7 protein-coding genes are annotated in these 12,406 nt (G+C 70.6%); 6 read left to right on the top strand and 1 reads right to left on the bottom strand.

Features of this window, described 5'->3' with window-relative positions:
• Positions 1-783 carry a TrmH family RNA methyltransferase gene (locus K3U94_RS10310; protein ID WP_220696399.1) on the top strand — a complete coding sequence of 261 codons (783 nt, stop codon included), beginning with the start codon at positions 1-3 and terminating at the stop codon, positions 781-783.
• On the opposite strand, the gene K3U94_RS10315 is transcribed toward K3U94_RS10310, so the two are convergent.
• Complete coding sequence (locus tag K3U94_RS10315; RefSeq protein WP_082134233.1) at positions 780-1,898, bottom strand: oxygenase MpaB family protein; 1,119 nt, start codon at positions 1,896-1,898, stop codon at positions 780-782. The genes K3U94_RS10310 and K3U94_RS10315 overlap by 4 nt on opposite strands.
• 155 nt (positions 1,899-2,053) lie before the next feature.
• On the opposite strand from K3U94_RS10315, the gene K3U94_RS10320 reads away from it, so the two are divergent.
• The 5 genes from K3U94_RS10320 to K3U94_RS10340 all read left to right on the top strand — a co-directional run bounded on the left by K3U94_RS10320 (position 2,054) and on the right by K3U94_RS10340 (position 12,337).
• A complete protein-coding gene (locus K3U94_RS10320) occupies positions 2,054-2,959 on the top strand; it encodes an adenylate/guanylate cyclase domain-containing protein (RefSeq protein ID WP_082134232.1) in 906 nt (301 codons plus the stop codon).
• Between the two features lie 142 nt (positions 2,960-3,101).
• The gene (locus K3U94_RS24125; RefSeq protein WP_267878353.1) at positions 3,102-7,217 is read left to right on the top strand and encodes a PGRS repeat-containing protein; all 4,116 of its coding nucleotides are present in this window, start codon (positions 3,102-3,104) and stop codon (positions 7,215-7,217) included.
• A gap of 118 nt (positions 7,218-7,335) precedes the next feature.
• Positions 7,336-8,388, top strand: coding sequence for a phenylalanine--tRNA ligase subunit alpha (gene pheS / locus K3U94_RS10330; protein ID WP_047320991.1), 1,053 nt, complete (start codon positions 7,336-7,338; stop codon positions 8,386-8,388).
• Positions 8,388-10,871 (top strand): phenylalanine--tRNA ligase subunit beta, encoded by a 2,484-nt coding sequence (pheT, locus tag K3U94_RS10335; protein WP_220696400.1) that lies wholly within the window; start codon positions 8,388-8,390, stop codon positions 10,869-10,871. Before pheS ends, pheT begins: the two co-directional genes overlap by 1 nt.
• Positions 10,872-10,996: 125 nt before the next feature.
• The gene (locus K3U94_RS10340) at positions 10,997-12,337 is read left to right on the top strand and encodes an IS110 family RNA-guided transposase (RefSeq protein ID WP_157864287.1); all 1,341 of its coding nucleotides are present in this window, start codon (positions 10,997-10,999) and stop codon (positions 12,335-12,337) included.
• The last annotated feature ends 69 nt before the right edge of the window (positions 12,338-12,406 follow it).

Consider the following 12,406-nt stretch of genomic DNA (forward strand, 5'->3'; position numbering starts at 1 on the left):
ATGCTGACCGAACGTTCGGCCCGGGTGGTCGCGGCGGTCAAGCTGCATCGGCACGTGGCCAGGAAGCGCGAACAGCGCTTCCTGGCCGAGGGGCCCAATCTGATCGAGGCCGCCATCGCTCGCGGCCTGGTCCTCGAGGTCTTCGCCACCGAGTCGGCGGCGCAGCGTCACCACGACCTGCTGGCTTGCTCGCAGGTACCGGTCCAGCTGGTCACCGACCGCGCGGCTAAAGCGTTGTCGGACACCGTCACTCCGGCCGGATTGGTCGCGGTGTGCGCGCAGGCCGAAGCGGATCTGCACGCATCACTGGCCGAGCATCCGCAGCTGGTGGCCGTGGCGGTGGGCATCGGCGAGCCCGGTAACGCCGGGACTCTGATCCGTATCGCCGACGCCACCGGCGCCGATCTGGTGGTGCTGACCGGCAACAGCGTTGATCCCTACAACGGCAAGTGTCTGCGCTCCTCTGCGGGCAGCATCTTCCACGTCCCGGTGGTCGTGGCCGCTGACACCCACGCCGTGCTCGCCGCGTTGGGGGAGGCGGGTTTGCAGGTGCTGGCGACGGCACTGGACGGGGAGCTGAGCCTCGACGACGCTGATCCGGTGCTGACCGCGCCGACTGCGTGGCTATTCGGCCCGGAAGCCCAGGGTCTGCCGGCCGAGGCCGCAGCCGCCGCCGACCACCGGGTGCGCATTCCGATGGCAGGCGGGGCTGAGAGCCTCAATGTTGCTGCGGCAGCAGCGATCTGCCTCTACCAAAGCGCGCGAGCCCAGCGCCGGGGTTAGGCGGCCTTGGGCTTGCGGCGTGGCGGTCGCGGGGTCAGGCCGCTGCCGGCGGCCAGCGAGAAGGTGCTGTGCATCAGCGCCCCGGCGCGCTCCACCAGTTTCATGCCCCGGCTGACCGGCGGGACGTAGTGCATCCCGCTGCGGCGCCGGTCTTTTGGCGGTCCGCTGAACCACGGGGCTTCGATGGGCGGTGTGTCGCTGGGGATCTTGCCCTGCTCGCGTCGGTATCCGGCCAGCGCGCGCGGGTGCAGCCGGATCTCGTCGGGCACGAAGCTGAATGCCACGTGGCTGACCTTGCCCAGCAGCCGCAGCAGCACCTCGTCGCTCTCTGACCAGCGCAGACCGGCCTTTTCCCGCACCACCGGCTCGAACAACCCTGCCGCCACCCAGCGCTGGGCCGCCAGCGCCGGTTTGAACATCTGGTGCCACACCGCGTCGGGCATCGGGACGAACCACGGCTTCGGGATGCGGATGTTCAAGATGTCGATGGCGGCCGGTGTCAGCTCCAGCTCGTCCTCGCAGACCCGGTTCCAGTACTCGCAGAACTCTTCCCAGGACTTCGGGACGGGCCGCATGCTCATGCCGTACATCTGGTACCACTGCACGTGCTCGTCGAAGAGCTGGCGCTTCTCGGCCAAGGTGAGCCCGCCGTCGAAGTACTCGGCGAGTTTGATGATCAACATGAAGAACGTGGCGTGCGCCCAGTAGAAGGTGTCGGGGTCCAGCGCGTGATAGCGCCGGCCCTTCTCGTCGACCCCCTTGATGTCGCGGTGGTAGTCGCGGATCGATGCGCCGGTGTGCTGTGCCCGGATGCCGTCATAGACCACGCCCATGATCGGGTACACCGACCGCGTCACCCGCTGCATCGGCTCACTCAAGATGCTGGAGTGCTCGGTCACGCCGGCGCCCAGGCCGGGGTACATGTTCTCGATGGCGCCGATCCAGACGCCCATGATGCCGGTGCGCAGGTCGCCGAAGTACTTCCAGGTCAGCGAATCGGAGTTCAACGGCTCCACCGCGGGAGCGGGTTTGGGAGCGGTTTTGGCAACGCTCTGGGCACCTTCGTCGGCGGGCGGGGAAGCCTGCTCAACGGACGCGGTCGGCGTAACGGTCATCACGTCTCCTGTCTTGAAACCTGAAACTACGATAATTGTGACAACGGCCGTTGTCTACATTCGTTGTGGCGCGTCGCATGAAAACCGCCGATCGTGGCGTGTGCCACTGTCGGGGTCGTTGCCGGTCTCCGTGAGCGCCACCTACCCTGAGTCACATGGACCTCGAGCCGGCCCCTCGGCAGGCTGATGGGCTCGGGGAGGCGGTGGAGATGCCCGACCAGCCCAGCCCCAACCGCCGCCCAACGTTCTCCCTGGATGAGGCCGCGGCCTGGCTGAACCGCACCACCAACGACGTCCGGATCGTTGACCTGGTCCGGCGGGTGCGACGGGTGCTGCCCGGGGACCCGGAGTTCGGTGATCCGCTGTCCACCGCCGGAGACGGGGGACCGCAGGCCGCCGCGCGGGCGGCCGATCGCCTGATGGGAGATCGCTCGGCGGCCTCCCGTGAAGTCAGCCTGGGCGCGTTGCAGGTCTGGCAGGCCCTGACCCAACGGATGTCGCGGGTGCCGGGCAATGCTGAGGCGACGCTGGTCTTCACCGACCTGGTCGGTTTCTCAACGTGGTCGCTGCAGTCCGGCGACGACGCCACCCTGACGCTGCTGCGGCGGGTGTCGCGCGCGATTGAGCCGCCGCTGCTGGATGCGGGTGGACGCATCGTCAAACGGATGGGCGACGGGCTGATGGCCGTGTTCCGGGATCCGCTGGTCGCCGTCGCCGCGGTCCTGGAGGCACAAGAGGCCATCCGCGAGGTAGAGGTCAACGGGCACACGCCGCGGATGCGGGTCGGCATCCACACCGGCCGGCCGCAGCGGTTGGCCGACGACTGGCTGGGCGTGGACGTCAACATCGCCGCCCGGGTCATGGAACGCGCCGCCAAGGGCGGGATCGTGGTTTCCGGGCCGACCTTGGAACGTATCGATCCGGCCGCCCTTGATGAGCTGGGCGTGGTAGCCAAGCGGGCGCGCCGTCAGGTGCTCGCCGCCAAGACCAGCGGCGTCCCGGCGGATCTGACGATGTACCGCCTGAAGGTAGTTCGCCAGAGCCCTTCGGACACCGACTGATTGCGCGTCGTTAACTGGCTTGCGGGCCGGTCAGATTGCTGCGCACGAGTGGATGAAGCCCGTTCCTTGGAATACCCTGCGGTGAGCAACGTAACTATTTGACCGGTTTACACAGGTCGTCTTAACGCAGAAGCGGGGAATCATGTCAGGTCGGCAGCAGCGTCGGAACAACGGCCGTAAGACGAATCGGCTGGTGGGCGCCGGTGGCACGGCGGCGGCGTTCCTGACGTTCGGCATGGCCCCGTTGGCGGCGGCTCCCACGGCGCGCGCCGACTGGGACTTCGACTGGTTGGACAACCTGTTCACCCCCGTCTCAGACTCGTCGAGCGGCTGGGACAGCAACGCCTGGGACATCAGTTCGTGGTTCAGCTCGGACCCGGGCAGCGCCGCCGACACCAGTGCGTTCGACGTCTCGGCGCTGTTCAACACGCTGTTCTACCAGCCGTTCCACTCGGCCATGGAGTCGTGGATCGACAACTCGGCCAACGCCTGGATCGTGAACATGGTCAACAGCTGGGCGCCCGAAGGCCAGATCTATCTGGGCGACGGCGCCGACGGCACGGCGGACCACATCAATGGCGGCGACGGCGGGCTGTGGTTCGGTGACGGCGGGGCCGGTTACTCCGCGGGCGCTGACGAGGACGCCGACGCTTCGATCGGCGGCGGCATGGGTGGTAACGCCGGCTGGTTCGGCAACGGCGGCGCCGGTGGCGCGGGTGCTGTGGGCGGCGACGGCGGCGCGGGCGGCCTCGGCGGCTCGATCATGGGCATCGGCGGCGCGGGTGGCGCCGGCGGTGACGGGGGTGACGGCGGCAATGGTGGCGCCGCGATGGGCTGGCTCTTCGGGATCGGCGGCGCGGGTGGCGACGGTGGTGTGGGCGCGACCGGCGCGACCGGCATCATTGGCACGTGGGCTGATAGCGGCACCGGTATTGGTGGTACCGGTAACGATGGCGCCGCGGGCGGCAAGGGCGGCAACGGCGGTGCTGCGAGCGGCTCCCTGTTCGGCACCGGCGGTGCGGGCGGCAAGGGCGGCGCCGGCGGCGAAGGCGGCCAGGGCGGCACCGGCGCAGCGGGTGAGGACAACCCCACTGGGCTCAACGGCGGTACCGGCGGCAACGGCGGTAATGGTGGCGTCGGTGGTGTAGGCGGCACCGGCGGTGCCGGCGGCACGCTCGGTGTCAAGGGCGCGGACGGCGCGGCCAGCACGATCAACGGCAACGGCGGTAGGGGTGGCACCGGTGGCGCCGGCGCCGACGCCGAGGGCGGCAATGCCGCCGGCAATGGTGGTCTCGGCGGTAACGGTGGCGTCGGCGGCGACACCGGTAACGGCGGCGCTGGTGGTACCGGTGGCGCAGGTGGTGCCGGTGATGCCACCCACGATGCTGGTACCGGTGGCAACGGTGGGACCGGTGGTGACGGCGGCAAGATCGGCAACGGCGGCTCGGGTGGTACCGGCGGTGCCGGCGGGATCAGCGGTACGGCCGGTAACGACATGAACGGCGGCAGCGCGGCTGTCGGCGGGACGGGCGGTGTCGGCGGCAACGGCGGCAAGGGCGGTACCGAAGCGGGTAACGGCGGCAATGGCGGTGTCGGTGGTGCCGGTGGAGCCGGGCACGACGGCATTAAGGGCACGAACGGTCAAGACGCCACCGTTGCGGGCGACAACGGCGGCAATGGTGGCCAAGGCGGCAACGGCTTCGACGGCGGTGTGGGCGGCAAGGGCGGTCTAGCCGGTGCGGCCCAGAGCGACACCGGCTCCGACGGAGCTAACGGTGCTGGTGGCCAGGGCGGTGCCGGCGGGGCCGTCGGTGCGGGCGGAAACGGCGGCAACGGCGCGAACGGCACCTGGGACAACGGCGGCGACGGTAGCGGCGGCAATGGCGGTCAGGCAGGTCAAAACGGCGAAGAGGTCGGCAACGGCGGGGCCGGCGGCGCCGGCGGCGGCGAGGGCGACGATGCAGGCGCCACCGGCGCTCAGGGTGAAGACGGCAGCATCTTCCCCTCCCAGGCCAGCTCGGGTGGTAACGGCGGCAACGGTGCCGCCGGTACCGCGCTGCACAACGACGGCGGCAAGGGCGGCAACGGTGGCGACGGTAAATACGGCGGCGATGGCGGCAGCGGCGGCAACGGCGGCAACGCCTACGCAGGGAGCAATGGTGCCGGTGGCGACGGTGGCACCGGCGGCAACGGCGCCGACGGCAACGGCTCAATCCCGAGCAACGGCGGTCACGGCGGCACAGGTGGCAATGGCGGCAAGGGCGCCGGTACCGGCACCGGAGGCCAGGGCGGCAATGGTGGCGATGGGGGTAACGGCGGAACCGGCCTGACGGGTGCTGACGGCGACTTCGCCAGCGGCAACGGAAATGGCGGTAACGGCGGCGCCGGCTACAACGGTGGTAACGGTGGCGCCGGCGGTGCCGGCGGCGGGTCCGACTCCGGCACCAACGGCAACGGCGGCAACGGCGGTGACGGTGGCCAGGCGGGTGCGGGGGGCAACGGTGGTGACGGGGCCAACGGGGAGTGGGATTCCAAGGGCCAGTATGGCTACGGGTCCGGTGGCACTGGCGGCAACGTCGGCAGCGTGGGCTCGGTGGGTAAGGCCGGCGCGGCGGGCGACGCAGGTACTGGCGGCACGGGCGGCGAAGCCGGTACCGCCGGTGCGGACGGCCAAGGGATCTACGACCCCAACAATGTCCACGGCGGCAGTGGCGGCAACGGCGCGGCCGGCGACTCTCTGCACCTGAACGGTGGCACCGGCGGTGACGGCGGCACGGGCGGGACCAACGGCGATGGCGGCACCGGTGGTTTGGGCGGAAACGCCTACGCCACCACCGGCACCGCAACCACCGGCGGCAATGGTGGTGTTGGTGGCAAGGGCGGTGCGGGCGGCACGGTCGCTGGTGATGGTGGTGACGGCGGTAACGGCGGCAACGGGTCCAGCACTAAATCCGACTTCACCAACACCACCACCGCCACCAAGGGCGGCAACGGCGGTGCGGGCGGAAAGGGCGGAGCCGCGACCAACGGCGTCGGCGGCGACGGGGGCAAGGGCGGCACCGCCGGCTCCGGCACTCAGTACGGCGGCACCGGTGGCGCGGGTGGTGCCGGCGGTGCCGGCACCACCGGAGGCGGTAAGGGCGGCGACGGTGGTGCCGGCGCAGTCGCTACCGGCTGGTCGTCCGACGGCACCTGGGGCATCGACGGATTCACCAACAAGTTTGCGGCCGGCACCATCCTCGGCGTCTCCGGCGCTGGTGGCGCCGGCGGTGCTGGTGGTGCGGCAACCACCGGTACCGGTGGCACCGGCGGCAATGGTGGTCTCGGCGGTGGGATCGAGGAAGCTCCCGAAGACGGCACTGTTGTCATCTGGGGCGGCGCGGGCGGTGCCGGTGGAGCCGGGGGCGCTGCAACCGTCAGTGCCGGCACCGATGACGCTCCGGCCCCCGACAGCGGCAACGGCGGCAATGGCGGCAACGGTGGCGCTGGTGGACAGGGCACCATCACCGGCGGCAGCGGTGGCAGTGGTGGGGCCGGTGGGGCCAGCACCGACGGTGTCGGCGGCAAGGGCGGCAACGGTGGCACCGGCAGCGAGAGCACTGGCTGGAATGACGCCAACGGCAACCTGGCCGGCAAGGGCCAGATCCTCGGCTTCGGCGGCAGCGGGGGCACCGGCGGCGCCGGTGGCAACGGTGAGGCCGGCGGCAACGGCGGTGACGGCGGTACGGCCGCCGCCGGCATTACCGGCGGAAGCAAGTACGGCTCCGGCGGCACCGGCGGGGCCGGCGGAGCGGGCGGAACCGGCACCACCGGAGATGGCGGCGACGGCGGCAAGGGCGGCGACAGCGGCAACGGCAGTTGGCGGGCACAGGCCGGCGGCGCCGGTGGCGCGGGCGGCAACAGCACCAGCGGTGACGGCGGTAAGGGCGGCGCCGGTGGTAACGGCGGCAGCCTCAACGGCAGTGCTACCGCACCGACCAACGGCCAGGCGGTCACAGTCGGCGCCGGCGGTGCGGGCGGTAACGGCGGCAGCAGCACTGATTCCGCCACTACCGGCCACGGTGGCGACGGCGGCAAGGGTGGCGACGGCGGCAACGGCCTCGGAAACACCAAGGGCGGTGCCGGCGGCACCGGCGGCACCGGCGGTAAGGCGGGCAGCGTGGCAGGTGCGGCCGGCACCAAGCCCGCCGCACCTACCGACACCAACGGTGTCGAAGGTGGCGCCGGCGGCGCTGGAGCCGAGCCCAAGGCGCCTTAACCCATCCGACGAAAGCCCCGCACACCGGCCACCGCGTGCGGGGCTTTCGTCGTCATGTCGATAAGATCGACGCTTGCGTCTCAGCCAAAATCACAGCCAGTAGAGGGAGTTTCCTCGCGTGGGCGAACAACCAGTCGACCCGTCCGTCGTCTCCGACGCGACCCTGACCTCGGCGCTGCAGGCAGCGCAGGCCGCCTTTGCCGCGGCCGCCGACCTGGATGCGTTGGCCCACGCCAAAACCGAGCACCTCGGTGACAAGGCGCCGCTGGCACTGGCACGCCAGGCGCTGGCCAAACTGGACAAGACCGCGCGCGCCGACGCGGGGAAGCGTGTCAACGCCGCCCGCACCGACGCCCAGCGCGCCTACGACGAGCGCCTGGCGGCCCTGCGCGCCGAGCGCGACGCTGCCGTGCTGGCCGCCGAGAGCATCGACGTCACCCTGCCCTCGGCCCGGAAGCCCGTCGGCGCGCGGCACCCCATCACCATGCTGGCCGAACACGTCGCCGACACCTTCGTCGCGATGGGCTGGGAACTGGCCGAGGGCCCCGAGGTCGAAGCCGAACACTTCAACTTCGACGCACTGAACTTCCCGGTCGACCACCCCGCGCGCAGCGACCAGGACACCTTCCACATCGCCCCGCCCGGATCGCGGCAACTGCTGCGCACCCACACCTCCCCGGTGCAGATCCGCGCCCTGCTGGCCCGCGAACTGCCCGTCTACGTCGTCTCGATCGGGCGCACCTTCCGCACCGACGAACTCGACGCCACCCACACCCCGGTGTTCCACCAGGTCGAAGGCCTGGCGGTCGACCGTGGACTGACCATGGCGCACCTGCGCGGCACCCTGGACGCCTTCGCTCAGTCGGAGTTCGGGCCGGCCGCCAAGACCCGTATCCGGCCGCACTTCTTCCCGTTCACCGAGCCGTCGGCCGAGGTCGACATCTGGTTCGAGGGCAAGAAGGGCGGACCCGGCTGGGTGGAATGGGGCGGCTGCGGGATGGTGCACCCCAACGTGCTGCGCGCGGTGGGCATCGACCCGGCCGAATACTCCGGCTTCGCGTTCGGTATGGGATTGGAACGAACCCTGCAGTTCCGCAACGGTATTCCCGACATGCGCGACATGGTCGAGGGCGACGTCCGGTTCTCCCTGCCGTTCGGGGTGGGTGCCTGATGCGCATCCCCTACAGCTGGTTGCGTGAGACGCTGATCGCCGGCGCGCCGGGCTTCGACATTACCGCCGAGGAACTTGAGCAGGCGCTGCTGCGAATCGGCCACGAGGTCGAGGGCGTGCACACCCTGGGTCCGGTCACCGGTCCGTTCAAGGTCGGTCGCGTCGTCGAGATCGAGGAACTCACCGAATTCAAGAAGCCGATCCGGGCCTGCCGCGTCGACGTCGGCGAAGCGGAGCCGCGCGACATCGTCTGCGGTGCCAGCAATTTCGCCGTCGGCGATCTGGTGGTGGTGGCGTTGCCGGGAGCGGTGCTGCCTGGTGACTTCGCGATTGCCACCCGCAAGACCTACGGCCGCACCTCCGACGGGATGATCTGCTCGGCTTCCGAAATCCGGCTGAGCACCGACCATTCCGGCATCCTGGTGCTGCCGGCGGGCACGGCCGAACCTGGCGCCGACGCTCATGAGGTGCTGGGTCTGGACGATGTGGTCTATGAGCTAGCGATCACCCCCGACCGCGGCTACTGCATGTCGGTGCGCGGGCTGGCGCGTGACATCGCCTGCGCCTTGGACTTGGACTTCGCCGACCCGGCTGCGGTACCGGCGCTGCCCGCGGAGGGGGAGGCCTGGCCGCTGAGCGTGCAGCCGGGCACCGGGGTGCGCCGCTTCGCGCTGCGCAGCGTCACCGGTATCGACCCGGCGGCGGTATCGCCGTGGTGGCTGCAGCGCCGCCTGGCACTGTGTGGCATCCGGGCGATCTCGCCGGCCGTCGACGCCACCAACTACGTCATGGTCGAACTCGGCCACCCGATGCACGCCCACGACCGGGCCCGCATCGCCGGCGGATTCGACGTCCGCTTCGCCGCCGCCGGCGAGACCGTCACCACGTTGGATGACATCGAACGCAAGCTGGAGCCGGTCGACGTGCTCATCGTCGACGACGTCGCGACCGCCGCGATCGGCGGCGTGATGGGCTCGGGCAGCACCGAAATGCGCGACGACTCAACCGATGTGCTGCTGGAGGCCGCGATCTGGGATCCCGCGGCGGTGTCGCGGACCGCGCGGCGCCTACACCTGCCTAGCGAGGCGGCGCGGCGCTACGAGCGCTCCGTCGACCCGGCTATCTCGGTGGCCGTGCTGGACCGCTGCGCGACACTGCTGGCCGAGATCGCCGGCGGAGTCATCGGGGCGGGGCTGACCGACTGGCGCGGCGACCCGCCCGTCGAGCACTGGAACCCGGCTGCCATCGAGATCGCCGCCGACCTGCCGGACCGCACCGCGGGGGTGAGCTACCCCGATGGCACCACCGTGCGGCGGCTCACCCAGATCGGCTGCGACGTGGCGGCCGCCGGTGACGTACTCACGGTCACCCCACCGAGCTGGCGTCCGGACCTGCGTCAGCCCGCCGATCTGGTCGAGGAGGTGTTGCGGCTGGAGGGGCTGGAGTCCATCCCGTCGGTCCTGCCGACCGCACCGGCCGGGCGTGGGCTGAGTGCCACCCAGCGCCGACGCCGCGCGATCGGCAAGTCGCTGGCCCTGGCCGGCTACGTCGAGGTGCTCACCACACCGTTCTTGCCCGCCGGAGTGTTCGACACCTGGGGCCTGGCCGACGACGACCCGCGCCGTAACACCGTGTCGGTGCTCAACCCGCTTGAGGCCGATCGGCCGCAGCTGGCCAGCACCCTGCTGCCGGGCCTGCTGGAGGCGTTGGGCCGCAACGTGTCCCGGGGGATGAGCGATGTCGCACTGTTCGCGATCGCCCAGGTGGTGCAGTCGGCCGGCCCGGCCGAGTTCCCGGCCGTCACCCCGGTCCGGCGCCCCACCGACGCCGAGATCGCCGGCATCGACGCGGCCCTGCCACGCCAGCCGCAGCACATCGCGGTCGCGCTGACCGGCCTGGCCGAACCCCGCGGGCCGTGGGGCCCGGGCCGGCCGGTAGAAGCCGCCGACGCCATCGAGGCGGCACGGGTGATCGCCCGGGCCAGCGGTGTCGAGGTCACGCTGCGCTCCGCGGCGTATCTGCCGTGGCACCCGGGCCGCTGCGCCGAGGTGCTCGTCGGCGAGACCCTGATCGGCCACGCCGGCCAGCTGCACCCGGCCGTCGTCGAACGCGCCGGCCTGCCCAAGGGCACCTGTGCTGTTGAGCTGAACCTGGACGCCATCCCGGTGACCGCCGCGCTGCCGGCGCCCCGGGTCTCGCCGTTCCCGGCGGTGTTCCAGGACCTGGCCCTGGTGGTCGATGAGAAGGTGACCGCCCAATCGGTGGCCGACGCGGTGCGTGAGGGCGCCGGTGAGCTGCTGGAGGACATCGCGCTGTTCGACGTCTACACCGGCCCGCAGGTCGGTGAGGGCCGCAAGTCGCTCGCGTTCGCGCTGCGCTTCCGGGCCGCCGATCGCACGCTCACCGAGGACGAGGCCAGCGCCGCCCGCGACGCCGCCGTGGCCCGCGCCGGAGAGGCCGTCGGCGCCGCCCTGCGGGGGTAGCTCCTCCTGGCGCGGGGGTGCGTAGTAAGAGAGCTATGGCGCGTGTCGTTGAAAGTCTGGATGTAGAAGACGTCCTCCTGCTGTCGTTGACGGGCTTGGTGTCCCAAAACAGCGAGGAGGACGTCGTGGTTCAGGGTAGTGGATTGTCGCGTGGTGATCGGCGCCGCAATGCCAGGTTGGCGCGGTTGCGGGAGCTGGTGCCGGTAGGTCACGCGATCGTGGCGATTGATTTGGCGGATCGCAAGCAGGCGGTGGCGGTGTGTAACCATGATTCGCAGGTGCTGGCCCGGAAGACGGTTCGGGAGCGGGCCTGGGACATGGGGCCGGTACTGGACTGGGCGTTGGGCGCTGCGCGCAAGGCGGGGTTCGCCGGTGTGACGGTGGCGTGTGAGCCGACGGGACATCGTTGGATGGTGCTCAATCAGCTTGCGAGCGAACGCGATATGACGCTGGTGTGTGTCAACCCGATGCTTGTGGGCAAGGCTCGGGAAGCCGAGGATTACACCCGAGATAAAAGCGATGACAAGGACGCGATGCTGATCGCGCGGCTGACCGCCCAGCTGCACTGCTATGTGCCGGAGCGTGCTGATGAGACCTGGGCACGGCTGCGTCAGCAGGGGGCGCGGCGCAGCCGGTTGGTCACCGAATCCACCGCCTGCATGCAGCAAATACGTGATTTGCTGGAGTGCGCATGGCCCGGGGTGTTGGAGGCTGCTGCATCGCCGTTTGAGTCGGTCAACTGGTGTGCTGCGGTGGCGGTAGCACTGGAGCGTTGCGCGGGTCGGCCGGAGCGGTTGGCTCGATGGGGTCTGCCGCGGTTTGAAGCCGCGGTACGCCGTGAGCTGCCGCGTTGGGGCGGCAAGCGGTGCCGCCGATCGATCATCGAGGCGGTGTTCGTCGCTCTGGTTGACCGCCGAGGGGTGCTGGCTCAGCGCCCCGGCATGCTCGAGCGTGCCCGGTGGGTGCTCGGGGACTGGCGTGCGGCCACCGCACGGTTGACCCAGGTGCAGGCTTGCATGGTCGCCGTCCTCGATGAGCTGGACCTGACCGCCTATGTCACCAGCATTCCCGGACTCTCGACGGTCGGGGCGGCGGCCATCTTGGCCGAAACCGGTGACCCCACCCGTTTCGACAGCCCTCGTTCGCTGGTCAAGCACGCTGGACTGTGCCCGCGCGACAATGCCAGCGGTACGTTTGCGGGTCGTGCCCGAATCTCCCGGCGCGGTCGGCCCGGGCTGCGACTGGCTGCCTGGCGCGCGGTGTGGGGTGCCCTATTGCACAACCCGGTGATGGCCGAGCGCTACCGAAACCTGACCACTCGCGAGGCCAATCCGCTCTCAGATGGTCAGGCACGCGCTGCGCTGGCCGCGGCACTGCTGCGCTGGATCCATGTCGTCGTTACCAACCGGGTGCACTGGGATGCAGTCCGTGCCGGCGCGGAGGTGGTGCCACTGGCCGCCGCCTGACCATCACGATCCACCCGAATAACTCGGTTGGGGCCAAGCTCCACACGTGCATGAGGCAACCATTGGGTG

The sequence above is a fragment of the Mycolicibacter heraklionensis genome, assembly GCF_019645815.1.
Classification (GTDB): domain Bacteria; phylum Actinomycetota; class Actinomycetes; order Mycobacteriales; family Mycobacteriaceae; genus Mycobacterium; species Mycobacterium heraklionense.

Coding starts and splice junctions, on each gene's coding strand:
- K3U94_RS10310 (WP_220696399.1), top strand. CDS start 1: ATGCTGACCGAACGTTCGGCCCGGGTGGTCGCGGCGGTCAAGCTGCAT.
- pheT (WP_220696400.1), top strand. CDS start 8,388: ATGCGCATCCCCTACAGCTGGTTGCGTGAGACGCTGATCGCCGGCGCG.
- K3U94_RS24125 (WP_267878353.1), top strand. CDS start 3,102: ATGTCAGGTCGGCAGCAGCGTCGGAACAACGGCCGTAAGACGAATCGG.
- K3U94_RS10320 (WP_082134232.1), top strand. CDS start 2,054: ATGGACCTCGAGCCGGCCCCTCGGCAGGCTGATGGGCTCGGGGAGGCG.
- K3U94_RS10315 (WP_082134233.1), bottom strand. CDS start 1,898: ATGACCGTTACGCCGACCGCGTCCGTTGAGCAGGCTTCCCCGCCCGCC.